Here is a 26,326-nt window from a genome sequence, read left to right on the forward strand (position 1 = left end):
TCTATATACTTTTCTGTCTGATTTTTATAATTCAATCAAAAATCGGCTGGACAAATCAATTGTCACAGCCGTGTCGCTTCTCAATTTATTATTACGATAGTATAACTTATATATGAGTTTCAACTCAACTAAAGCATTATCCCTGCTCATCCTTGCTAGGATTAGACAACACAACATTTAAAAATTATTTTTCCTAAGCTTATTGTCCATGATAGATACTAAACTCTAACGGTTTCACTTCATTTTCTAGCCATTCTTTATAAATTGATTGTTTATCAACTTCATTATTAATGATTGTGATACCACAGTCACCGCCACCAGCGCCTGATGTTTTAGCAGCACCACCATATTTTTCAGCTACAGAGCATAACACTTTCAAATGTGCAGTTTCAATATCAATCGTAGCCTCATTATCCATGGATTGAATAATTTCACGATTCATCCGGATCATTTGCTGTACACCTTTGATATGATTCGTTTTAAAGGCATGAATTAATTTTTCTACGCAAGCATGTGAACGTTCTAAAAATTTCCCGTAAAATGTAGGGTCAGATTTCAAACGTTTCACTTCACTCACTAAGTGATGTGAAGACGCAGGCGATCCTGTCCAACCAATTAAGACTTCCATATTTTCTGGTGGTTGTAGTGGCTCAATATGTAAACCTGGCCAGTTTTTATTTAGTACTTCGTTGACAGAGGTATCTTCAATTTGTTGTGAAACCCACTCATGATCAAATGTACTATAAGCAAGCCACCCTGTGTATACACTAACTGCGATATCTCCACAAGAACTCAAACTTTGCAATTTCATATTTGCAATCACTGCAAGTTTATAAATATAAAGATTTGATAAATGCATCTCATAAAATTCATTTAAAGCTTTTACTACAGATACAAGTACCGCTGCACTTGAGCCTAAACCGTATTTATGACCATTTGCATCATCTAAATTACTATCTATCGTTAAATTAAAATGCTTTAGGTCAATGTGATTACTACTCACAAATTGCTCAAAAACTTCTATAGCTGTGATGACGTATTTTAATTGCTTTGCTGCATATAAATCAGATAAGACTATCTTATCTTCTTCTCTTTGAAATGTAACTGGTTCATGATGTAATGTCTTTGAGTGGATTGTACCTTCTGAAGCATTAGAGTCTTCAATTGAAGCCGTTACAAATCTATTAACAGCTATTAACACAGATTTATACCCAGGTTCAGTAACAGCATATTCACCTGCAATATAGAGCTTACCTGGCGCTTTTACTTGAATCATGTTATCTCTTCCTTACTCAATAATTTCAACACCTGTACGTGTAATGTCACTTGCAATAATTTGATCATCATTAAATGATTTTTTCAGTGCATCAATGACTGCCTGTTGATTTTTCTTTTCTACTAAAATTTTAACGTTGGGTCCTGCATCCATTGTGAAATAACAAGGGTAACCAGCTTCGCGACATTGATGTACAATATCCATAGCTAAATAACTATCTTCTACCATATATGTAAAAGGAGGCTGTGAACCTAAATTTGTTGCATGCATCCTCAAGCCATTCTCTTCAATAACTTCTCCTAAATACTTAAAATCTTTGTCTTTAATCGCATGCTTAACTGACGCTATGTCTTCATCTACATGATCTAACCAGTATTGGTAAAAACGAGATGTATCACGCGTATGTGACATACCAGCACGACTAGAAACTTTTTTTGTTTGATTATTGATCACGACAAATATCATTGACAAATCATCTTCCCAGTGATCTGCATCAATCGGGAAACTATATGATGATGCATCATCATGACCTTTTTCCCACTCTACAAAACCGCCATAGATACTTCTAGAAGCTGATCCTGATCCTCTTCGAGCAAGTCTAGATAATGCTTTACCCGTTAATCCAAGTTTTAAAGCTTCATTACATGCTGCTGCTAATGCGGCATAAGCACTTGCTGATGAGGCTAAACCTGCAGCTGTTGGTACGAAATTATCACTTTCGATATGCGCATACATAGATGTTTTACCCAGTTCTCTAACAATATCCATAAAACGACGAATTTTAGTTGCTTCAGCATCATCTACTGTTTGTCCATTTAAAATCAATAAATCTTTAGTATATTGTTCAGAAAAAGTTACTTTAGTCTCTGTATAAAACCGATCTAATGTTACCGACAAGCTATTATTCATTGGAATAATATAGGCTTCATCAGCTTTCCCCCAATATTTAATCAGTGCAATATTTGTATGTGCACGTGCTTTGCCACTACTAACCACCTTACTAACCTCCTAAATATTCAATCCATGTATGATGTGCACCTAACGATTGTGCACTTTCCACAATTTTTTCAGCCGTTTCTAAAGTAGAAGCTAGAACAATCATACTTCCGCCTCTACCTCCTCCAGTTAATTTACCAGCTATAGCACCTTGCTCTTTACTAACCTCTAACAATTGCTCAATTTTTTCATGACTAACAGTGAGTGTTCTTAAATTCTCTTGACACAAATTAAATACCGTAGCAAGTTGTTCAAAGTTATGGTGTTCGATAGAATCTCGCGCCTCATGTACCAATTTGCCGATATGTTCGACAAAGCTAAGGTATCCACTATCTGCTTTACATAAATTATGTACGTCTTCTACTGCTTGTTTTGTTGAACCACGAATACCAGTGTCTATCACAACCATATACCCATTTAAATCTAAAGGCTTTAATGTAGTAACCTTTCCTTTTTGAAACCAAACTGGCTTGTTAGATACTATGGTTTGTGTATCTATCCCACTGGGTTTGCCATGCGCAATACGTTCTGCCCAATTCGCTTCTTCTATCAAAACCGCATCTGTTAAGGGTTTATTTATATAATCGAAACTCGCACGTACAAATGCGACTGCCATTGCAGCACTTGATCCTAGGCCTCTTGATGGTGGTAAGTTCGTATCTATAGAAACTTTGATGGGTGTTACAATATCATATTTATCAATAAACCTCGTTATTACTGATTTTAAGTGTTCAGGTGCGTAAACCAATTCACCATCATACACTTCACTTTTAATATAGGAAGACTCTGATGCATTTAAAGACTCAATTAATGCACTCACTCTCCCTGTCGTAAATGGAATCGCAATTGCAGGCTCTCCAAATGTCACCGCGTGCTCACCTATTAAAATCACCTTGCCATTCGCTTCCCCATAACCTTGTTGTGCCATATTTTCAATCACCTTTAGTATTTTCTTTAAATTTAAATAATATATGCTTTGCACCGCGATTTTTATTAATCTCAATTTCATTCCTAGTTATCTTAACATTTCCCGGGAAATTTTGTGTTTAATAGCATTTCGCTATAGTATTCATGCTTTTCATTTTTAATCAAGCAACCATTACGTGCATTTTTACACAACTCAATCGATTTTCACACAAATCAAAGTATATTATCTCACAAATTTCATATATTGGCATACGTCTCGAGACATAGTTTTTTAATTTGTATCAAAATTGAACGAAATGAGCAAAAAGTTAATACCTGCTACTAATTATAAACAATACTTATTTATTATAAAACGCGATGACCTATTATTCAAAAACTTCACTTTATTTTATTAATTTATTTTTGATTTTTAACGTATACTTTCACTATATTACTTATTTAATTACTATAATTCAACAAATTATAGTCATCTTTCCATTATGCAATTATAAATAAAAAGACTAAAAACGAATACATTATATTGTATCGTTTCTAGTCTTTGTCTCATTCGTCCATTTTTTGATTAACTTTAGCATTTCGTTCAATCATCTTGTCAAAATAACCTTCATATCGTTGCCACTCATCATCCGTAATGTCTTCCATCGTCAAATTGGCGCCTAAATCTTTTAACGCATATAGTAACTGGAACATCACATCTTGAACTGTTAATGTTCTGCCTAATAATTGCGATAAAGATGCCATGCATTGAGGGTCAATATCGGGGTATTCAAATTTAGTACGCTCGCCTTGTAATGCGCGTTCATAAAATGCTTTCATCAATGCAGCGCGTTCGCTGCCATCGCCTTCTACGCATAGATATACTTGGACAGCTATGCCACCTCGAACACGTCTTTGCGAAATACCGGCAAATTTCTTCCCATTAATACTTAAATCAAATTTCCCTGGACAATATGATTGTTCAATCTCATAGGTCTCAATTTCAACATCATCGTCTTCAAACATTTTCGACACTAATAAGTACATGACTGAAAATGCTTCATCAATTGTAATATCATGCTTGCCTTTAAAAATAAGTGAAATATTGAGTACACCTTGGTCTAATACAACACCTAGACCACCCGAGTTTCTCACAATCGCATTATACCCTCGTTCTTCAGTTAAATAGCGAATACCATCTTGCAAGTGCGGTAATCTTGAATCGTGGATACCTAAAATAATTGTATGTTGATGTATCCAAGTACGTACCACACTGCTTGATAAATTTTTGCCTACACTTTCTGACAAAGTATCGTCAAATGCAAATGACTGCATCGGTGCTAAACCAGAAGAATGATCTACATAACGCCAAGTGGCACTATTAAAGTACTTACTTGCTAAATCCATTATTGTAATGTTTGTGCAGCAGTGATGATTGATAAATTATACACGTCTTCTATTGAACATCCACGAGATAAATCATTTACTGGTGAATTAAGACCTTGTAATACCGGGCCTACCGCATCATAACCACCAAGGCGTTGTGCGATTTTATATCCAATATTACCCGCTTCTAAACTTGGGAAAATAAATACATTTGCATCGCCTTGAATTTGTGCATCCGGTGCCTTTTTCTTAGCAACTTCAGGTACAATTGCTGCATCAAATTGGAATTCTCCATCAATAACCACATCTTTAAGTTGATCAGTTTCAACCTTTTCTTGTGCTAACGCTACCGCATTGGAAACTTTTTCAACATCATCCGATTTTGCAGAACCTTTTGTTGAAAAACTTAACATTGCTACACGTGGAGACATGCCAAAACTTTGAGCAGATTTTGCACTTTCTACCGCAATTTCCGCTAAATCTTGTGCTTCTAATGTAGGATTAATCGCACAATCACCAAAGATATATTGTTCTTCACCTTTGATCATAAAGAATATACCTGATGTTTTAGTTACACCTGGTTTTGTTTTTATAATTTGTAGGGCTGGACGAACGGTATCACCTGTAGAGTGCGCAGCACCACTTACTAAACCTTCAGCTTTACCAGTATATACTAGCATCGTACCAAAGTAATTTACGTCTTTTAACATTTCTTGAGCTTGGGCTTCAGTTGCTTTCCCTTTACGACGTTCAACAAAAGCTGTCACTAACTCTTGTTTCAAATCACTCGTTTCAGGATCGATAATTTCTAAGTTTGAAATATCTAAACCTTTGTCTTTAGCTAACGCATTAACATTTGCTTCATTACCTAATAAAACTGGTGTTACATAATCTGTACTTTGTAATTGTGTTGCCGCAGTTAATACGCGTTCATCTTCTCCTTCAGGTAAAACAATTTTCACATTTTTTCCTGACAATTTCTCTTGTAATACATCTAATAAAGACATATGGGCCTCCTCAAATTTTTAATACTATTATTTTTTCCATTACTATTATACGTCATTTTTTTATAGAATTCCATGTCACCAATTTGTAATCATTTACTTATGTTTTACAGTTACCTTTATGATAGAATTTTCAGTGTAGATATAGAATTATTTATAAAGGAGCGATTCAATATGCCACAAGCGCCAGAAACTTTAGATGGTTGGTATAGTTTACATTTATTATATGCTATAGATTGGGCTAGTTTACGTCTAGTCCCAGAAAATGAACGTCAAACGTTAGTTGAAGAGTTGCAATCATTTTTAGATAAACACAAAGAAGCACGTACGAACCATGTCGGCGATCACGCATTTTATAATATTACTGGTCAAAAAGCAGATATTCTTTTATGGGCATTACGTCCTGAATTAAAAGATTTAAATGCTTTTGAAAATGAATTTAACAAATTGAAAATCACTGACTTTTTAATTCCGACATACTCATATGTTTCGATTATTGAACTCGGCAATTATTTAGCAGGAAAATCTGACGAAGATCCATACGAAAATCCACATATCAAACCAAGATTATATCCAGAATTACCTCAATCCGAATATATTTGTTTCTATCCTATGGACAAACGTCGTAATGAAACTTATAACTGGTATATGTTGCCATTAGAAGAAAGACAAGAACTAATGTACAATCACGGTAAAATCGGTCGTCAATATGCTGGTAAAATCAAACAATTTATCACAGGCTCTATGGGCTTTGATGATTTCGAATGGGGTGTCACGCTATTTGCAGATGACCCACTTCAATTTAAAAAAATTGTTTCTGAAATGAGATTTGACGAAACGACGGCACGTTACGGTGATTTTGGCAGTTTCTATGTGGGTAACATTATCACCAAAGATAGTTTACCAACGCTTTTTGAAATATAATTTATCACTATATTTTAACTAATGTTATTTTTAATACAAATTACAATCTTTCTTGTTTTAGAGTATAACTTTATTTTTTATAAACTATGATCAACCCCTTCATTTAATAATGGAGGGGCTTTTATATATCATTTTTTTGCATTCATATATAACTACAATTACGTCTCAAACGTACATATTTTAGGCGCACTGCCATTATATTTTGCCTTTTTAGGTACAATTACAATAAATCATTCAATACCTATGTTTGAATTTGACTACTAAATCTCAAAAGATAGCTATTGTCATAAGTTACATGTATTAGTCGCTCTTGCTTTCTACTTCGTTTGATTTGACGGTTCGCATGCTCCTCGCATGCATAAGTCGCTCTAACTTTCTACTTCGTTTGATTTGACGGTTCGCATGCTCCTCGCATGCATAAGTCGCTCTAACTTTCTACTTCGTAGAAAGTAGAGCGACTAAAAAAAGGCACACTTGAAATAAAACAAGTGTGCCTGTCTGAATGTAGTGTGTTTGGGAGAACTTTAATCACTACTTAATTTAAGGGTCAACTGTTAAATATTGTCGCTACTCAATATTTTGTAACAGTCAACTAATACTATTTTAACCTATTTGAAATATTTGAAACATATTTGCATTACTAAAGTTGTATAAAACTCATTTTTTTAAAACACAATATGTGTCTTTTTACCTAACATATCATTTGAATAAAGTGTTACAATAAAAAATATTAACTTACTTATATATCCCATGAAAATACAGTTACGAATAGTTTAGTTAAATAAAATATAATTGGTGATTAAATGACAAGAAATGTTCAATACTCAGAAAATTATGAAGAAAAAATAGCAAAAGATGTCATAATCCTCGCTGGCAGAATCTTACTTGAGTCTGGGGCAGAAGGTTCGCGTGTAGAAGATACAATGACGCGTATTGCTTTCACGTTAGGTTATACAGAAAGTAATAGTTTTGTTACAAATACAGTCATTAATTTTATGTTACATAATGAATCTTATCCAAGGATTTATAGAATACGAACTAGAGACACCAATCTACATCGTATATCAAGAACCAATCGCGTTTCTAGACAACTTTCCGAGGGGACGCTATCAGTTGAAGATGCATATCAAGAATTACAAAAAATATATCATGAACAGAGCATTAATCATGATTTATTTTTAAAATTTATTGCCGCTGCGATTATCTCAATCAGTTTTCTATATTTACAAGGTGGTTATTTAGTGGATGTATTCACTGCACTCGTTGCAGGTGCTTTAGGGTATCTAGTTGTCGAACTTTTGAATAGAAATTTACACACTAAATTCATTCCAGAATTTATGGGGGCTCTCGTTATTGGAGCAGTGGCAGTGTTTGGAAATGCCATCATACAAGGTGGCTCTATTTCAACAATTATTATATCAGCTGTGATGCCAATCGTACCTGGTGTTTTAATTACAAATGCAATTCAAGATTTATTTAGCGGGCACATGTTAATGTTTACTACTAAATCATTAGAAGCCCTAGTAACTGCCTTTGGTATTGGTGCAGGTGTCGGTACAATACTTATTATTTCTTAGGAGCAATGCTTATGTTTTGGATTTTAAATTTAATATTTAGTTATACCGCTTCACTCTTCTTCGGTATTATATTTGATGTTCCAAAATATTTATATAATGCTGTTGGAATTGTTGGTGCATGTGGTTGGATGGTTTATACATTGATTTATGATGGTCTTGAACTTCATACAATTTATTCAAGCTTCTTTGGAAGTCTAGCATTGGGTTTACTTAGTCATGTAATGGCTCGCTATAAAAAAGAACCAGTGATTCTATTTATGGTACCAGGTATTATACCATTGGTGCCTGGAGGATTAGCCTTTGACGCTACTAAAAATCTTATTTTGTTAGACTTTAGTAAAGCTATTAACACGATGCTAGAAGTAACGCTAATTGCCGGCGCAATCGCTTTAGGCTTATTATTTGCTGATCAAATATCTAAACTCATCGTTTCTGGCACAAAATTTAGCAAAAAACACATATGAGCATTGAACATAAAAAATCTGAGGATCTTTAAAGTCCTCAGATTTTTTATATTAGACATCATTATTTGATTTTAAAAACTCCTATCAATATGAACTTAAAGTCCACTGCTATTGATAGGAGTCGTTTCATATTCAAAATTTTTCAGAAAATCCGTTTCCAATGATTTATATGTTTATTTCATAAATAATCAATGATTAACTTCTATTTATGTGTTTGGTTCGTCACTTTATTCTCATTAATCAGATTCACTACTTCATCTTCAGAACGATTTAATATCAATTTACTTAGTTTATCATTATCCATTTGTTTTAATTTAGGATAACGAATTACGAAAAAGATTAATCCTATAATTAACCAACCAAATAATGCAATATAAGATGGCATTGATAGTCCAGCTGGTGAAACAGGAATTAATAATAGTAATAAGAAAACAAATGATACTACTGTACCTATAATCGCAAATGTCTTATATACAGGACCATAAGTGTTACTTGTTTTGTCATAGCTAAATAAACGCGCTGCTGATAAACATGTAATAAAGTAAGCGATTGAAACACCTGTAGATGACATATCAACGATCCATGTCAATGCTGTACGACCTAACCAAGGTGCAATCAATGTGATAGCTACAAGGAATATGATTGCGACATATGGTGTTTTATATTTATTATGCAGTTTACTAAATACTGAAGGCATAATACCTGAACGTCCCATTGAGAATAATAGACGACTTGAACTCATTAAAAATCCATTTAAACCAGTAAAAATACCCATGATAATAGCAATCGCTAAAATTGCTAAACCTATATAGCCGAATGCACCACTCGTGACGGCACCTGTTAACCATAATTGCCCGTTCAAACTCGTTTCTGAGCTACTTAGCCAGCCTGTATATAAAATCATTAACACATATGTGAATGCTGCTGCTAACAAACTATACACAATCAGTTTAAACGTTTTATTTGGAGAAAAATCAAATTCTTCGGCAGTTTGTGGGATATTATCAAAACCTACATAAGCCCACGGTGCTACTGCAACTATCATTACAATTGATGTAAGCCAGCCTTTTTCTTTGTTCGCTAATGGTTGTAAATTTTCCAATGAAAAATTATTACCAAAGAACGAGCCGAAAAATAGCAATAAGATTGTAATGACCATTGCCACACAGAAATAAAATTGTAGTGAGCCTGAAACACTCGTGCCCTTAATCGCAATAAACATAAATACAATCAATAACAATGATGCAATTAATATTTCGGTAATATAAACATCCCATCCTGCGATGGTATATAATTTACCTGTTTCTAAAACATCAGGTAATAAAAATTTAATTAATAAACTGAATGCAGTTGCGTTTAAGGCTACTACACAAATATAACCAAAAGTTAAAAACCAAGATGAGAAAAAACTTACGTATCTACCAAAACCTAAAAAGCTAAACGCAAAAGCCCCACCAGAAACTGGGAAGCGTTCAACAAGTGCGCCGTAGCTTACCGCAATTAAAATCATTAATAATGCGCCAATGACAATACCTATAGCTGCTGGAATAGGTCCAGATTGACCAATCCAATCACCAGGTAAAATAAATGCACCCCAGCCGATACATGAACCATAGGCAATTGCCCAAACAAATTTCTCAGACAAGTTTTGTTTTAAATCTCCTCTATCTACTTTCCTATCATTTTTTCCCATAAATAAAATTCACCTCATGGGATGTATTATACCCCTAAGATGAATTCTATAACAATTATAAATTTATAATTTAATCGTACCAATCACTAACATTAACCAACCTATAATAAATAAAATACCTCCAATTGGTGTAATTGCTCCAAGTATACGAATTTGAGTTAATGCTAAAATATATAGCGAACCACTGAAAAATACAATACCTAAGAATAATAGCCATCCTGCCCAATTCACATTAATTGACGTTGTACCACTTATAATTCCAATTAATAGTAAACCAAGGCCGTGATACATTTGATAAGTAGTTGCTTTTTCCCATACGGATAAATATTTATCCGATAACTTACCTTCCAAACCATGCGCGCCAAATGCACCAGTACCAACAGCCATTAAAGCATTTAAAGCACCGAGAATAATAAATAATTTCATAAAAATTAACCTCTCTTTCTTGAATTAAAAATCAAATATTGAATCTCCATTACCAATTTCATCATCTGTTACCAATTTATTAGCATTTAGTGAAGTATTAGCATTTGCAAATTTTGTCGATGAGGCAGGTACTTTTCCGCCCATTGCTTGAATTTCTTCTGCTGAGATGCCTTGCTTCTTACTTGCAGCAGTTTGTTCTACATTTCGAGATGATTTGAATGAATCAGATACTGAATACGTATTATCTTTAAAATGATGTTTGTTATTTGAACTATTTACAAGTGACGTTAGTGTATGAATGGCATAGATATGCTTTTCAAATTCTGCATCATTTTTAGCTTCATCTGCTTGAACTAATTCTTGCTCAATAAGTTGAATAATTTTCTCTTTTTCCATTTATTTTACAACCCACTTTCACACCAGTTTATAGGTTCAATACCATTTTTTTGTAAATATGCATTTGTTAATGAATACGGTTTTGAACCGAAAAATCCGCGATATGCAGATAATGGGCTTGGATGTGGTGATTTAATAATATGATGTTTCGCTGTGTCAATCAGTTTTATTTTTTGTTGTGCAGGCTTACCCCACAATATAAACACAACATTACTCAAATTTTCTGAAACTGTTTTAATGACTTCATCCGTAAAAGTTTCCCACCCTATATCTCTGTGAGAATGCGCTTCTCCTTGTCGGACTGTCAAAACAGTATTTAATAATAAAACGCCTTCTCTTGCCCAATCTTGTAAATGTGGTGACTTTCTTACACAACCGATATCGTCTTCAAGTTCTTTATACATGTTTCTTAATGAAGGCGGAAATTTAGCATTTGGTTGCACAGAAAATGCTAAACCATGTGCTTGATTTGGTCCGTGATAAGGATCTTGACCTAAGATAACAACTTTCACTTTTTCAAAAGGCGTTAAATCAAAAGCCTGATAAATATTTTCCCTATCTGGATATACTATCTTTGTCGTATATTCATTTTCTAAAAAATTATGCATTTCAGTAAAATCATGTTCTGTAGTAATTTTATGAAAAACATCCGACCATTCCATATCGCTCACCTCGATTAATATAGTAACATAAAGCACTACTTGCTCGCTCGTGTGGTTAGTAGTACTCACTTTATCATAAACACAATTAAAATGAATATATTTTATTTCATTTTAATATGTATCAGTAATAGAATCAAAAGGATATACTAATTTATTCATCATTGTAACCTTATTACATTGTAAACGTCATGATTTAGAATAGTCGACAAACGTGGTATGATATATATAAAAGCATATTTAGGAGTGAAAATTAATGGCATTGAAAAAAACTTTAACCATTGCTGGTTCAGATACAAGTGCTGGCGCAGGCATGCAAGCAGATTTAAAAACATTCCAAGAGTTAGGAACATACGGTATTGTTGCATTAACATCAATTGTAACAATGGATAAAGAATCTTGGTCTCATGATGTTACGCCAATTCCATTCGATGTTTTTGAAAAACAATTAGAAACAGCTATATCAATCGGTCCAGATGCAGTGAAGACGGGCATGCTAGGGACACAAGAAATTATCAAACGTGCCGGCGAAGCATATGTTGAATCTGGTGCGAACTACTTTGTAGTAGATCCAGTTATGGTATGCAAAGGAGAAAATGAAGTTTTAAATCCTGGCAATACTGATGCAATGATTGAATATTTGTTACCAAAAGCTACAGTCGTAACACCGAATTTATTCGAAGCTGGTCAACTTGCAAACCTCGGCACTTTAAAATCAATAGACGATATGAAAAAAGCTGCTGATATCATTCATCAACAAGGTGCACAACACGTTATAATTAAAGGTGGTAAAGCGTTAGATCAAGATAAATCTTATGACTTATACTATAATGGGGAAAACTACTATCAACTAACTACTGATATGTTCCAACAAAGTTATAATCACGGCGCTGGTTGTACATTTGCCGCAGCAACTACTGCATATTTAGCAAATGGCAAATCTCCAAAAGAAGCCGTCATCGCTGCTAAAGCATTTGTTGCATCTGCAATTAAAAACGGTTGGAAAATGAACGACTTCGTCGGTCCTGTTGACCACGGTGCCTATAATCGTATAGAACACATCGATGTCGTAGTTACAGAAGTTTAATCAAATATAAACTAAGCGCACGTCCATTTCTGATGATGAACGTGCGCCTTTTTAAGTTAATTTACTCATTTATGTTTTTATTTAACCACCGTATCCGCCATACCCAATATTCACTTCATTGACTTGACCATCTTTCATTTCAAAGAAAACGGTTGGGCCATTATTTTGAGATTGATATGCGTATACACCTGTACCTTTAGGCTGTTTATCTGGTGTTTTAATCTTACTTAAATCTTTTCCATAAGCATCTTTGACTTGCTCATAAGTTAAGTTCCCTTTTATAGAAAAATTAACGTTACTTGCTATATTATCATCTTTTGAATAGTCTGAGAAAGTTTGGTCATATTTCTGAGTTGTCTTGCCACCCTCTACTGTTCTTGCACTTACATTCACGCCATTAAAAGTAACCTTGCCATATTTGATTCCATTTTTAAATTGTTCATTTAATAAAAAGCTAGGGTCGTTACCAGCATTTCCTTCATATTGATAATAAGGTGTTGTTGCTGCTTGTGCTTCGCTATGTGATACGCCTTCATCAGAAACGCTTATGCCTAATGTAGTTCCAAATACAATGCTTCCAGCTACAAAAGTCTTTGCAATCTTATTCATTCTGTATCACTCCATTTAAAATTTTGGAATCGCATTACGATTCGATTACAATGTTACATAAATGTTTCAAAAAGTGCAAATATAAACCAAATACACAATATATTATTTTTGTTTTTTAATAGCATAAACATTTAAGTGATAGTATTAATACAACAAAAATTAAAATAAAGTATTTTATGATTATACGACGTTCGACTGATAAAAAGTTGATACTGTAGACTCATGTATTTCGCATACATATCTATTATTATAATAAGTGTAGAGAGACAAGGAGGTATGACATCATGATTATCTACGAACAATCTTTTGAGAATGGTAACCCTATCTATGAAATTATCACCAAGACGTTCAAAACGATTTCTGTTAAATGCGATGAAAATTTCAGCAAGAATGAATTATATACGTTACTCTCTCTACTTGAAAGTGATGTTGATAACTTAAATGTAAGTTATTAGCTACACTTCAATACATCGATGAAAAAACAGAAGCGTAAGTTCCAAGACTAAAATTAGAAGAAACAGAACAAAGAATTCCCCTTTAGAAATATGCGCCATGTATATGTAACTGTCCCATTATATATACATGGTATAACACATCCCTTATAAACACTCACCCTAAGTGGTACATAGTTAGGCAAAGATTGTCCCCTTTGTTTGCTTGGAGAGCACACTCGAAGCGATCCTAACTTATGTACCACTTTACTTATTTATATAAAACTTTAAATTCCTCACACACTACAATAGTAGATTCGTTAAATGCCAATCCTAGAGATGCATAGTAAGGTTCAAAGAAATCAATATGTGCTTTACGCCAGTAAGCTAGTGACTTATCGCCTTCACCTTCTAAATAAGCGTGATGTGCAGAGACAGCATTAAAAGTTGTTTGATATACATGTGTTGTTTCAATCACACATTGTGGTTCCCCTTTTTTATTTAAAATCACGCTCACATCTCCCACTTGAGGTAGTGGTTCACAATCAACTTGATAAGTTTCGTAACCACTTGTCGTAGCCGTTTTTTCACCTTGTTTTACTAATTCTGCTAATGTATCCTCATCTACACCAAATGACCACGCTTCATATGTTTTGCCCTTATAAGATGGAAATAATTGTACAAATTTCTCCCAATATTGTTCTACTGTCATCATTTTCCCTCCCAAACTATGTATGTCCTTTTCCTTTTTAAACATAACATAAATAAATGATATAACCATTGCTATCCTATGTTATTCTACTACCAAAATGAGGCAATACACTAAAATATAAATATCTAGATTATTGCAAGAAATCTATTCTTTCTTGCAATAATAGTGAAATTTGCTAAAAAAATAGGTACTCACTTCCTAACGCTAAAAGGAAATGAATAACCTATTTTTAAATTTCTACTATTCCGTTTTAGTATCGATAGCTAGCATACTATTATCTTAATAGTCGTTTGTAATGTCATTCGGCTTATACGCGTTTATCGTTTGCCCACCATAAAGCTTTCTCAGGATTTTCCGTATAATAATCATATTCTTCATCGCTTTGAACATTTGGATATGAACCTTTAAGCGATTTACCTGCTGTGCTGACATGTAACAATGAAATAACGATAATCCCTATAACGCTCATTGCCGCTAAGTAATAAGCTGGTGAAAGCGGATCTCCTGTTTTCGCAACCAATGAAGAAGCAATTAACGGTGTTGTTCCACCAAATAATGATACTGACACATTAAATGTTACCGCCAATGTTCGATAACGGATATGCGTATAAAACATCGTTGGTAATGAACCTGGCATCGTTGCTTCATAAGTAGACAAGAAAAATCCTAACGTAAATATACCTACAATTATTAAAACCAACGAACCTGATTGGAATAACGCAAATGCCAAAGTACTAAAGATAGCTGTGCCACATAGCCCGATTAAAAAGACTTTTTTCTCTCCGATGCGATCTGCAACTCTACCAAACATTAATGCCAATGGAATCATTACTGCCATGACAACCGTGATAAGTACAGAAACCGTTGTGCTATCTAATTTAATTATTTGTTGTAAATAAGATGGCATATATGAAGTTACCATATAATTAGTACAATTAAAGAATGCTACAGCTACAAAACATACAATAATATCTTTGTAGTAATATCGAACAATTGTGAAAAATCCGATGTTATCTCGTTTAGGTTGTGTAGCTATTTCATTTTCAAATACTGGAGATTCCTCTAATTTTCTTCTTAAATAAAAACCAAATATACCTAAAAACAGACCCAAAATAAATGGTATTCTCCATCCCCATGTAGCCATTTGTTCCTCATTTAAAAAGAAAAATAGTAAGCCACTGATTACTGATGCGGCGATATAACCTGATAATGTACCAATTTCCAAACCTGAACCTAGACCATTTCTAGATTTATCTGGTGAGGATTCAGCAACATAAACCATCGCACCTGCATACTCTCCACCAGTTGAAAACCCTTGAAGCACTCTACCTAATAATAGTAAAATTGGCGCCCATACACCTATTTGATCATATGTAGGTAATAAACCAATTAACAAAGTTGAAAATGCCATCATGATAATGGTTGTCGTTAAAACGACTTTCCTACCAAATTTATCACCAATAATACCAAAAATAATGCCACCTACTGGTCTTAATAAAAATGCAATTGCAAATGTGGCAAATGTAAATATCGTTTTTAACTGGTCATTTTCTACCGAACTAAAAAAGTTTTGCCCCAATATAACTGCTAGGTAAGAATATAACCCGAAATCGAACCATTCCATCGCATTACCAATACCGGTTGCAAATACAGTTTTTTTCGCAGTTCTAGGATTCACCTTATTAATATTACTTTTATCAAAATCTTGTTCATAATCCACGATTTAAGTCACTCCCTTAACATGTTTACTTATTATACTGAGTTCGGAGTGTATGTCAAACTGTTTCAAATTTTTTAAATTCTATTTTTTAATTTTTATACAAAAATTGTAGTTGTTTTTAAATATGGAAAAATTCATTTTATTTTTAAGTTTGTTATCTAGTTAAGGACAATTTTCAATGATTACTTATTTATTTTTCAAAATAGTAACTTTAACTTTATCATAATTATTTTTCACGATTAATTTATTATTGCTTTCAAAATCAAAATGAAGAAATTCATATGTATCAACTGGTTCAACATAATTAATTTTATAATTTTTCCAATTCAATTCATTGTATATCAATGCAATTTGCACAATCATTTGTCCTGGTACAATATGTTGATGCAAAGGATTCTCATCTTTGACAAGTCTCAAATATCGTTCTACATCGTTAGGTAATATCTGTATCATTTTTCACCTTCTCTAAAAACGTTTGCTTAATATATATACATTTAGTCAGATTTTTATTTATTTTCATTTCAAAGCTATATTTGATAAATTGACGAATCCTTTTTTGTTCGATTAATGTTAATTGCACTTGATATATGACATCAATTGCTAAGGGATGATATTGTTCAATTTCTGTTGATTTTAATAGTAACTTACTAGAAATAAACGGTTTGAACAATTCAAATTCGGGCCACAGGCTTGCACAATAAAGTGGCGAAACATCAACGCTATTCGTTTGTGCAAACAATTGATTATAAGCTTCTACATCTTTTTTTGGGAATATCATTTCTCGTTGTTCATGACCATCTTTCAAATAATGTTGCATTGCCCATACCTCCTCCAATACCCATAGTTGCAATTGTCCTATGTTTATGTTCCATATAGAATAGCCGTGTAACAAGTGCAGCACCACTTGCGCCATAAGGATGTCCAGTAGCTATCGCGCCACCATAAATATTTAATTTTTCAGCTGGTACGTTTAAAGCTTGTTGGCTTGCTAACACTTGTGATGCAAAAGCTTCATTTAATTCTATAGCATCGATATCATTTAAATACAATTGCTGTTTTGCTAATAGTTTTTCTATAGCAGGCACAGGACCAATACCAAGTATATTTGGGTCTACACCTATAGTTACTTGGTCAATGAATGATAATCCACTGTGTATGCCATATGCTTTAGCAAATGTTTTTTCCATGACAAGTAGTAGTACGGCACCGTCATTTTTCATACAACAATTGCCAGCAGTAATGCTCCCGTTTGGTAATAATGGCTTTAATCGATTTAGCGTTTGTTGCGTTAATTTAGGTTTAATACTTTCATCTTGTTGAAATGTTTCTCCTTTAATCATCAGTGGCGTTATCTCTTGAGTAATCTTACGATGGTTATATGCATCAAGCGTTTTTTGATGACTGTGCCATGCGAATTCATCTTGTTCAAATCTTGATATACCATATCTTTCTGCAACATTTTCAGCTGCTTGTATCATAGATGGATCTTGGCCTTGAGGTGCAAATGATGCTCTTTCATAAAATTCTGGTAAATGTGTGTCATATACAGATTGTGGACGCTTAATCTTCCAGGGTGCTCTGCTTGTACTTTCCACGCCACCTGCAATGTATATTGACCCTGCACCTGCTTGTATCATGCGACAGGCTTGATTTACAGCCTCTAATCCCGAACCACATTGGCGATCAACCGTCACACCTGGCACTTGTTGATTTAATCCAGCTTCTAAAAGTGCCTTTCGCGCAATATTACCTCCATTTCCGATAACATTACCTAAAATCACGTCATCTATATTATTAACAATTGCAGGGAAGTTATTTTTCAAATAATTGAATAGTGGCTTTAATAATAATTCAGGTTCTAAATGTCTCAATTTCCCACCATATTTCCCAAATGCTGTACGTTTCGCTGCTATAATTACCGCTTCATTCATTTATAATTCTCCTTTTAAATAGCATTGTTTCATACGTTCGCGCGCAATCTTTCCACTTGAGGTATAGACCATTTGCTTTACTTTAACTAGTTTCGATGGTATTTGGTAACGCGCTACATGATGTTTCATAATTTTTCTAAAATCGTTATAACGAACTGTATGATCACCGGTATATAGTAATACGGCAATTTCTCCAAATTTAGAATGTTTTTCACTGATAACAACTACTTCTTTGAATAAATTAATGGATTTTGCATGCTGTTCAATTTCAAACGGATAAACATTACGTCCACCAATAATCATACGATCATGCTTTCTACCATGTAAAAATAAATGTGCATGCGCGTCACATGATGCAAAATCTCCTGTTTCAATCCAACTATCATCGCTGACATCTTCATCAGCATAACCACCAAATGACATATCACTTCTTATCTTTAGTAGGCCTATACCTGATACGTCAGGCTGTTCAATATTCACGTGCACGTTGTGAAACAATTTGCCAACAGATTCTGGTGGTGCACTATTATTGAAGTTATAACTAATAAAGCTAGCTTCTGATGTCCCAAAGAACTCAATTAGATCACTTTTAGGGAAACATTGTTGAATACGTTGACGAATATGTAAGCCAAGTTTATCCCCAGTACTTAAAATATAATGTTTTCCTTCTATTAAAATTTGAGTTGCAACGCAAGCTTGTATCATTGTTGGCACCATAAAACACGCTGTGTTTACTTTTTGGTGTTGGATTGTCTGCATTAAACGCTTGGCTTCAAAATATCGCTGTCCAATAAATGTTCTACCTGTATATAATGCATAAATACATGCATATAACGATAAAGAATGCGACAACGGACCCGGAGCAACAACTGTATTTATCATTCTGTCAAATAATTGATCATTTTTGGAAAAAGACTTAATCCAAGATAACGCTCCCCTATAATATGCTTTAGGTAAGCCTGTCGTTCCAGATGTAAAAGCGATATGTAACAAATCGTCATCGTCCTTGAAATTATCTTTTTGGGTCACATTATGTATACTTAAATCCTCTTCTTCCATAAGATATTGAACACCGTATTTTTCGACTAAATTGAAGGTTTGCGCGCTCGACCATCTATCATCAAAAATACATGGTACACACTCACTTTTTAACAATGCTAAATAAATAATCATTGCCTTCTGCGGATGTCGTGTGACCAATCCTACAATGCTATGTTTGGGTATATTAGAAAATAAGTTACTTTTGTTATTTAATTCTTTAATTAATTCATCATATGTTAATGCTTGTTCATCAAAGCGCAAAGCAACTTGATGCGGTTGTTTCTTAGCGTGATTTTCTATTTTTTCTAAAATTTCCAAATACAACACCCCTTTGTTAACTTTTATACAAAATATATTAACATTTAGGGTGTAAAATAATATAATGAAAACATTTGGTTCCCAATGCCATAAACATCCCAAATTTTTAATTCAAATTGAGTCATTTTGAATCTTGTTTTCCTTAAAATACAAAAAATGGCACAATTCGTGGTGAATTATCCCAATTTTAAGCATATAAAGCTATATTTCTAAATCTTTTTATTAAGTAAATGATTAAAAAAAGGGCAAGTATTCAAAATAAATACTTTTTGTATTTATTTCAATTACTTCCCCTAATTTGTTAGTAACATCAATTTATTAGTTATTCTTTGATAATCAAATATTCATATCTATTCACTCTCAGTTATTATTGAATGATTTAGTCAATATTGTTAATAATCAATGCATATGCTTTGTCTGATGTATCCTCATCTACTGTAATAGAATCTTTTTTATACCGCTTTAAAATGTTTATTACTCCCAAAATCGATAAATTAATACAAATGAAACCAATAATTCCTTTTACAAACTTCATAAATAATTCCCCTTTCCCATTACTTATATTAAACAACATAATCATACTTATTGAACTAAAAAAGAAATACTAATCGCTATATTTCATTTAAGTTTTTATCTTTATTGTCATCTTTATTTTCGATTGCATATTTCAATTTTTCTGCCAGCATATCCCCAAACGATTCTGAATAAGTATTTGTCATATGATCCATATCTCTATAAATTGCAACATTACCAATAACCGGTTTATATTGGTTATCTTCTTTGAAATATTCAGTTGGGTCAAATGTATACATATTATTATTGTTTTGTATAAACTTCTTCCAATACGATTGATCTTGTTGACTATGATAATTATTCATTTTATTAATTATTTTTTTCTCACCATACTTATCAAATTCCTCAGCAACGTTAAAATTATATGTTGGTATATCTCTAATTGCTAAAACGTCAATACCATAATCATTTTTTACAATATTGAGTTGATTTACCATTTGATCTTGCACCCACTTACTATCACTTGCAGCGGAAGTAGCATGTGAAACTACTAAGTCAATATCATCGTTGTTTTCCAAATATTTATTTTGGGGAGGAAGTTTGTTGCAAAATATAATACAAGAAGGGTCAAACCTTAATATTTCTTTTAATGAAACAAATAGATCAATTGACAAATTATATATTAAAAACGAATATAACTCACTTTGTTATGAACCTATAGATGATACAGCTAACTTTAAGATTGATTTAAATGAAGTAATTTCTGTTTTTAAACAACAAGAGACGAATAAATTATATTTGGTCGTTGAAGAATCTGATGTAATTCTAACGACGCAAAAAAACCTGAAAGTTAATAACGCAAATTCAACTGTTTGCAATTTATCAGAAGTAACAGATGGTGACTATTCTATCCATCCTTATATTACTAAAAATGGTTTCCTACACTTTTCAATGACTCAATATACACCTTCAAAAAATTATTTTTCTAGAAGACATATTGACTCATTTAGATTTAATAATCATGAAGCTAAAATCGAGGGACAATGTTCAATCATTAATTCAACCTTTGAAAACATAGCTCTGGTATTAGGCACACGATTTACGACTCGAAAAAAAATGATTACATTCCCAGCAAAATCAATTACTAAAAGAAAACAGACAACTTACATAAATTTTTCATTAGATATTTATCATGAACTCATTGATTTCATGAAATATCCATTTGAAAACGGTGATATCATTGATATCTACTTAGAAATTGACATTCAAGAATCAAAATTACCTATTGAAGTTAAGTTGGGAAATCCTAGAATATTAGCAGAGCGCTTTCTTAAAGGGGAAATCATTACTGAATTCGAAAATGAAATCATCTCTATTACGCCTTATTTAACTATGAAAGGTCGCAACCTTTCATTTAGAGTCAATAGATATACAATCGATAGTTATTTAACTTATATACAAAATTTAAAAATGCCAAATATGAAATTACCCTTCAAAAAGCAAAATCAAAAGGTTTGGGTAATTGGTGAAAAATCGTATAAAGCTCAAGATAATGGTTATCACTTCTTTAAATATATGCGTACATACCATCCTGAATTACCTGTCTTTTACATAATTGAAAAAGACTCTATCGAAGCTAAAAATGTGCTTCCTTTTGGTAATGTTATTTACTATAAATCGCCAGAGCATTTCAACATTATGTTACATGCTGATTATATTTGTACAACACATCATCCCGAATTAATATTCCCTACTAATAGCGCCATTTACACAAAAAAGATTAAAGCAACTAGAGTCTTTTTACAACATGGTGTCTTAGGGGTTAAAAATTTATCAAATATTAATGGCAATCAACTGAAAGATTTCAATGTTGACCTTTTTATTGCAAGTTCTGAAAGAGAGAAAGAAATCGTAGTAAGAGATTTGAAGTTTGATAGTAAACAAGTTGTAGTGACAGGCTTAGCACGATTTGACGAACTTTTTAATCCGAAAGTTAATACCAAAGACCAAATTTTAATTATTCCAACATGGAGAGACTGGTTAATCAATTGGGAGCGACTAGAGGATTCTGAATATCTAGAAAATATCAACCAATTATTGAATAGTCCTAGTATTAAGTCTATTGCTAACAAAGGCAATGAAGTCATTTTCTGTTTACATCCTAATATGCAGCCTTTCATTGAATTATTTAATGTGCCAAATTATATTACAAGTATTAAACAAGGTGATGTTAACGTACAGAAACTAATCCAAGAAAGTAAATTAATGATTACTGACTATTCAAGTGTTGCATTTGATTTCAGCTTTTTAAACAAACCTGTGATTTATTATCAATTTGATAAACACGCATTTTTAGGTAATGAACCTTCACACCTTGATATAGAAAATGAATTACCTGGTACAATTGTTAATAATCAACATGATTTAGAATCATTGCTAAATAAAACGATTAGCAATGATTATCAAATCGATAAAGCAGTCGAAATAAAAGCAAATCGTTTCGTTAAATATCATGATCAACACAATAGCGAAAGAATTTTCGAAGCAGTCTTAAATCACAAAACAACTAACCAATTAAAAAGCAAATTTAAATATGATATATTGTCACAACATTTATTCAAACGTTTTAGAAAAAGTAAACAATACTTTAATGTAATGGATAAATATAACTCCGCTATTTCTAAGCTTGTACCAGTCAAAAAAGATTTAGTTGTATTTGAAAGTAATGTAGGCAAAGCTGTCAGTGACAGTCCAAAAGTTATCTATGACAAATTAAAAGCATATACTGACCATTACCAAATTGTATGGGTAAGTAATCAACAATTCCCTTTTAATGATCCTAACGTCATAACAGTAAAACGATTGTCACCGGAGTATTACCATTATTTATCACGTGCAAAATATTGGATAAATAACCAAAACTTCCCACATTATATTTCAAAACCTAAGGATACAATCTACATTCAGACATGGCATGGTACGCCTTTGAAAAAAATGCTAAATGATGTTGAAAGCTTTGAGGGTAGAGATGCGAACTATAAAAAACGTGTTAACGGAGCAATTCAATATTGGGATTATCTCGTTTCACCAAGTCCATATGCATCTGAATGTTTTAGATCAGCCTTTGAATTTCATAAAGATATATTAGAAGTTGGCTATCCACGCAATGATATATTCTACAATAACGATGTAGCTTATATTAATAATAAAAAAGAAAAAATCAAACAACGTTTGGGTATTCAAGATGATCGTAAAATCATCCTATACGCACCAACTTTCCGTGATGATGAAATTAATAAAGCTAAAAAGCATATCATCAACTTACAAATTGATTTACAAAAGATGCAAGAACAACTTAGTGAAGACTATATTTTAATTCTAAGGCCACATATAATTATTAGTAATGCATTAAAATTAGATAGTAGCTTAGACAATTTTGTAATTAACGGCAGTAAATATAACGATATCAGTGATTTATTCTTAATTACGGACATTTGTATCACGGATTACTCTTCTGTAATGTTTGATTTTGCTAATACTAGAAAACCTATGCTATTTTTCACTTACGATTTAGAACACTATAAAAACAGTTTGCGTGGATTTTATTTTGACTTTGAAAATGAAGCACCAGGTCCGCTTATTAAAACAAATGAAACATTAATACACGCAATTAAAAATATTGAACAAATTCAACAAGAATACAAAATGAAATACGAGCAATTTCACGAAAGATTTTGTTCATATGAGAATGGAACTGCAGCTCAAAGTATAGTAGAACGTTTCTTTTAACTAATGCACGTAATTATTATTAAAAATGCAGTATATTTCACGTAAACAAATAAAATACCCTCTATCTATATGTATTACTATTTGTTTATTATATAAAAGATGTCAAAAATCCAATGATTAATATCAATGTTAGGAGTGAGTATTTGAAATCAAGTAATCTCTATTTGATTTCTTAACTCACTCCTGTATTTATATCTAATACTATGTCCAAGAGGTGTTACCTAAATATGACCAATACATTGTCTATAATAGTCCCTTTTTTTAATAATGAAGATCACATTGAGCAATGTATCGCTTCATTATTAAATCAAACAGATAAAAATTTTAACTTAATATTAGTAAATGATGGTTCTACCGATACTTCAGAAAAGCGATTATTTATGCAAATCGATAATGATAATATAAATGTAAAGTACATTAAGTTCAATACAAATCAAGGCCATAGTCATGCAAGAAATGAAGCCATTGCTCATGTTAAAACGACTCATTTTTTATTTGTTGATGCCGATGATTTTCTTGCACCTTATACAGTTGAAATATATCTTAAATATTTAAAAAACTGTGATACCCTTATTGCTCCTATTACAGATTTTATTTTGAACATACCAACTGCATATACTGACGATACTTTGCAGGTTAATTATAAAAAAACACGAGAAAATGAAAGTAATATCTTAGCACAATATGCTATTGTTAACATTATTTTTAATACACGTATTGTGCTTCAAAAAAAACTAAAGTTTAATGAATCTTTGAATGTTTATTCAGATTGGTCGTTTATCATCGACTATCTGAAATATGCAAAAACTTACGTTGATATTAAAGGAATCCCTTTCTATATTTGTGGGGAAATTTATGATCCATTGAATACAAATAAACTACGAGAACAATCTTTTGAATATTTATTTAAAGATTTTGTTAAAGCATCTCACGATGCACTTGCTCGCATCGAAGACCCAGTATTAAAACAATATGTACTTAAAAGTATATTAAAAGCTATCAAACTTTGGTTTGAACCCAGCGACCCTGATATTGAAAAGAAATATCGGATCGGTCATAAATCATTAACTAAATTAATTCCATTACTAATGCCAGCTATACAACGCGAAACCAAGTTTCTATTTAAAGTCGAATTATTATTATTACAACATACAAATTATCGATTGGCACTTTCTTTTAATAAGTGGAGATTACGTACAAGATATTTAAAAAATATCTTGCTAAACAAACCAAATAAAAACCTTTCTAAATATCTTTTATTCAATAAAAAGAAAGATGTCGACAATGAAATGATAGTATTTGAATCTTTTAGCGGAAAAAATTATAATGATAGCCCAAAGTACATTTATGAATACATGCAACATAAATACCCTAATCTCAAATATTATTGGATTTATGATACACAAAATAAAGTAAATTTCCCTCAAGAATTAAATTTAATTGCTAAAAACAGTAAATCCTATTTCGACATTTATCGAAAAGCACATGTTTGGGTTACAAACGCTAGGATACCAGTGCACATCAACAAAAAGAATAATCAATTATATATTCAAACTTGGCATGGTACCCCACTTAAAAAATTAGCAAATGATATGAAAGTAGTACGAATGCCCAATACAACTACTGCATCTTATAAAAAATCATTTTATAACGCAACTCGCCGCTGGGATTACTTAATATCACCCAATGCCTATTCTACCGCTATTTTTCAATCAGCATTTTGGATGCAAAGAGAAAACATTTTAGAAATCGGTTATCCTAGAAATGATATTTTAGTCAATCATGCTCAGAACCAACCATATATAAATGAAATTAAAGCAAACTTAAATATACCTCTTGATAAAAAAGTTGTTTTATATGCACCAACATGGCGAGATGATGAATACAATGAAGCAGGTAATTATCAACAAACTGTACAACTAGATTTAACTAAACTCCGTGCAAATATTAGTGATCAATATATTATCTTATTACGCATGCACTATCTAATTGCAAATAAACTTGATTTGAGCGATTATGAAGACTTTATCGTTGATGTTTCCGATTATAGTGATATTTCTGAGCTTTACTTAATTAGCGATGGTTTAATCACGGATTATTCTTCCGTGATGTTTGATTATGGTGTTTTGAAACGCCCTCAATTTTTCTATGCTTATGATATAGAAAAATACAAAGAAAAATTACGTGGATTTTATATTGATTATTTCCATGAATTACCAGGTCCTATTTTCACAAACACTGATGAAGTGATTGAAGGCTTAAATCACTTTGCATATTATGCACAACAATACAGCGATAAAATAAACAGTTTTCATAATAAATTTTGTTCAATCGAAAATGGCCATGTTTCTCAATATATTGGTGATTTGATTTATAATAATATTCACAATCCTAAAAATTAATAATATTCAAACAAGCGTACGATTAAAATTAATTTGTAAAATTTCTCATAAAAAAAGAGCTAATCATTT

At 32.4% G+C, this 26,326-nt stretch carries 25 protein-coding genes; 7 read left to right on the forward strand and 18 right to left on the reverse strand.

What is annotated here, in order from left to right:
• Positions 1–199: 199 nt before the first annotated feature.
• The 5 genes from AB1J10_RS05355 to pta all read right to left on the reverse strand — a co-directional run bounded on the left by AB1J10_RS05355 (position 200) and on the right by pta (position 5,568).
• Entirely contained in the window at positions 200–1,276 is a 1,077-nt protein-coding gene (locus AB1J10_RS05355) for a phosphomevalonate kinase (RefSeq protein WP_046207280.1), read from the reverse strand.
• 12 nt (positions 1,277–1,288) lie between these two features.
• A complete protein-coding gene (mvaD, locus tag AB1J10_RS05360) occupies positions 1,289–2,272 on the reverse strand; it encodes a diphosphomevalonate decarboxylase (protein WP_046207279.1) in 984 nt (327 codons plus the stop codon).
• 4 nt (positions 2,273–2,276) lie between these two features.
• On the reverse strand, positions 2,277–3,200 hold the full coding sequence (gene mvk, locus AB1J10_RS05365; protein WP_070038939.1) for a mevalonate kinase: 924 nt from the start codon (positions 3,198–3,200) through the stop codon (positions 2,277–2,279).
• Between the two features lie 542 nt (positions 3,201–3,742).
• Complete coding sequence (locus AB1J10_RS05370; protein WP_070038936.1) at positions 3,743–4,582, reverse strand: lipoate--protein ligase family protein; 840 nt, start codon at positions 4,580–4,582, stop codon at positions 3,743–3,745.
• Positions 4,582–5,568 carry a phosphate acetyltransferase gene (gene pta / locus AB1J10_RS05375; protein WP_046207276.1) on the reverse strand — a complete coding sequence of 329 codons (987 nt, stop codon included), beginning with the start codon at positions 5,566–5,568 and terminating at the stop codon, positions 4,582–4,584. The genes AB1J10_RS05370 and pta overlap by 1 nt, the downstream gene beginning before the upstream one ends.
• A 171-nt stretch (positions 5,569–5,739) precedes the next feature.
• Here pta and hemQ point away from each other — a divergent pair, with 171 nt between their 5' ends.
• From hemQ to AB1J10_RS05390, 3 genes are all read left to right on the forward strand, one after another.
• Positions 5,740–6,489 (forward strand): hydrogen peroxide-dependent heme synthase, encoded by a 750-nt coding sequence (hemQ, locus tag AB1J10_RS05380; protein ID WP_046207275.1) that lies wholly within the window; start codon positions 5,740–5,742, stop codon positions 6,487–6,489.
• A gap of 803 nt (positions 6,490–7,292) precedes the next feature.
• Entirely contained in the window at positions 7,293–8,066 is a 774-nt protein-coding gene (locus AB1J10_RS05385; protein ID WP_107365304.1) for a threonine/serine exporter family protein, read from the forward strand.
• A gap of 11 nt (positions 8,067–8,077) precedes the next feature.
• Positions 8,078–8,530: a threonine/serine exporter family protein gene (locus AB1J10_RS05390; protein ID WP_369003037.1), complete on the forward strand. Its 453-nt coding sequence runs from the start codon at positions 8,078–8,080 to the stop codon at positions 8,528–8,530.
• Positions 8,531–8,732: 202 nt separating this feature from the next.
• Here AB1J10_RS05390 and AB1J10_RS05395 read toward each other — a convergent pair whose 3' ends face one another.
• The 4 genes from AB1J10_RS05395 to AB1J10_RS05410 form a co-directional block, all read right to left on the reverse strand.
• Positions 8,733–10,223: an APC family permease gene (locus tag AB1J10_RS05395; protein ID WP_064209592.1), complete on the reverse strand. Its 1,491-nt coding sequence runs from the start codon at positions 10,221–10,223 to the stop codon at positions 8,733–8,735.
• Positions 10,224–10,286: 63 nt separating this feature from the next.
• Complete coding sequence (locus tag AB1J10_RS05400; RefSeq protein WP_046207271.1) at positions 10,287–10,649, reverse strand: DUF423 domain-containing protein; 363 nt, start codon at positions 10,647–10,649, stop codon at positions 10,287–10,289.
• 24 nt (positions 10,650–10,673) lie between these two features.
• Complete coding sequence (locus tag AB1J10_RS05405) at positions 10,674–11,045, reverse strand: DUF5327 family protein (protein WP_064209593.1); 372 nt, start codon at positions 11,043–11,045, stop codon at positions 10,674–10,676.
• Positions 11,046–11,050: 5 nt separating this feature from the next.
• Positions 11,051–11,716, reverse strand: a complete 666-nt coding sequence (locus tag AB1J10_RS05410; protein ID WP_256277550.1) for a uracil-DNA glycosylase — start codon at positions 11,714–11,716, stop codon at positions 11,051–11,053.
• A 244-nt stretch (positions 11,717–11,960) separates the two neighbouring features.
• Here AB1J10_RS05410 and thiD point away from each other — a divergent pair, with 244 nt between their 5' ends.
• Positions 11,961–12,791 (forward strand): bifunctional hydroxymethylpyrimidine kinase/phosphomethylpyrimidine kinase, encoded by an 831-nt coding sequence (gene thiD / locus AB1J10_RS05415; RefSeq protein ID WP_070038923.1) that lies wholly within the window; start codon positions 11,961–11,963, stop codon positions 12,789–12,791.
• Between the two features lie 81 nt (positions 12,792–12,872).
• Here the strand turns inward: thiD and isaB are convergent, their stop codons facing one another.
• The gene (isaB, locus tag AB1J10_RS05420; protein ID WP_019468208.1) at positions 12,873–13,400 is read right to left on the reverse strand and encodes an immunodominant staphylococcal antigen IsaB family protein; all 528 of its coding nucleotides are present in this window, start codon (positions 13,398–13,400) and stop codon (positions 12,873–12,875) included.
• Between the two features lie 284 nt (positions 13,401–13,684).
• On the opposite strand from isaB, the gene vraX reads away from it, so the two are divergent.
• A complete protein-coding gene (gene vraX, locus AB1J10_RS05425) occupies positions 13,685–13,855 on the forward strand; it encodes a C1q-binding complement inhibitor VraX (RefSeq protein WP_019468209.1) in 171 nt (56 codons plus the stop codon).
• Positions 13,856–14,102: 247 nt separating this feature from the next.
• On the opposite strand, the gene AB1J10_RS05430 is transcribed toward vraX, so the two are convergent.
• From AB1J10_RS05430 to AB1J10_RS05465, 8 genes are all read right to left on the reverse strand, one after another.
• On the reverse strand, positions 14,103–14,543 hold the full coding sequence (locus AB1J10_RS05430) for an ASCH domain-containing protein (RefSeq protein WP_070038922.1): 441 nt from the start codon (positions 14,541–14,543) through the stop codon (positions 14,103–14,105).
• 307 nt (positions 14,544–14,850) lie between these two features.
• A complete protein-coding gene (locus tag AB1J10_RS05435; protein WP_070038919.1) occupies positions 14,851–16,263 on the reverse strand; it encodes an MFS transporter in 1,413 nt (470 codons plus the stop codon).
• A gap of 186 nt (positions 16,264–16,449) precedes the next feature.
• A complete protein-coding gene (locus AB1J10_RS05440) occupies positions 16,450–16,716 on the reverse strand; it encodes a hypothetical protein (protein ID WP_070038917.1) in 267 nt (88 codons plus the stop codon).
• The gene (locus AB1J10_RS05445) at positions 16,697–17,080 is read right to left on the reverse strand and encodes a hypothetical protein (RefSeq protein WP_070038915.1); all 384 of its coding nucleotides are present in this window, start codon (positions 17,078–17,080) and stop codon (positions 16,697–16,699) included. The genes AB1J10_RS05440 and AB1J10_RS05445 overlap by 20 nt, the downstream gene beginning before the upstream one ends.
• Entirely contained in the window at positions 17,052–18,194 is a 1,143-nt protein-coding gene (locus tag AB1J10_RS05450) for a thiolase family protein (RefSeq protein WP_070038913.1), read from the reverse strand. The genes AB1J10_RS05445 and AB1J10_RS05450 overlap by 29 nt, the downstream gene beginning before the upstream one ends.
• Complete coding sequence (locus AB1J10_RS05455) at positions 18,195–19,562, reverse strand: AMP-binding protein (RefSeq protein ID WP_239991577.1); 1,368 nt, start codon at positions 19,560–19,562, stop codon at positions 18,195–18,197.
• Between the two features lie 370 nt (positions 19,563–19,932).
• Positions 19,933–20,088 carry a hypothetical protein gene (locus AB1J10_RS05460; RefSeq protein WP_157948047.1) on the reverse strand — a complete coding sequence of 52 codons (156 nt, stop codon included), beginning with the start codon at positions 20,086–20,088 and terminating at the stop codon, positions 19,933–19,935.
• A gap of 76 nt (positions 20,089–20,164) precedes the next feature.
• On the reverse strand, positions 20,165–20,644 hold the full coding sequence (locus AB1J10_RS05465; RefSeq protein WP_369003038.1) for an SGNH hydrolase domain-containing protein: 480 nt from the start codon (positions 20,642–20,644) through the stop codon (positions 20,165–20,167).
• A 25-nt stretch (positions 20,645–20,669) separates the two neighbouring features.
• Here AB1J10_RS05465 and AB1J10_RS05470 point away from each other — a divergent pair, with 25 nt between their 5' ends.
• Positions 20,670–23,855, forward strand: a complete 3,186-nt coding sequence (locus AB1J10_RS05470; protein WP_070038897.1) for a CDP-glycerol glycerophosphotransferase family protein — start codon at positions 20,670–20,672, stop codon at positions 23,853–23,855.
• A 227-nt stretch (positions 23,856–24,082) separates the two neighbouring features.
• Positions 24,083–26,257 carry a bifunctional glycosyltransferase/CDP-glycerol:glycerophosphate glycerophosphotransferase gene (locus tag AB1J10_RS05475; RefSeq protein ID WP_369003039.1) on the forward strand — a complete coding sequence of 725 codons (2,175 nt, stop codon included), beginning with the start codon at positions 24,083–24,085 and terminating at the stop codon, positions 26,255–26,257.
• The last annotated feature ends 69 nt before the right edge of the window (positions 26,258–26,326 follow it).

It is taken from the genome of Staphylococcus cohnii species complex 1663, from assembly GCF_041008415.1.
Taxonomy (GTDB): domain Bacteria; phylum Bacillota; class Bacilli; order Staphylococcales; family Staphylococcaceae; genus Staphylococcus; species Staphylococcus ureilyticus.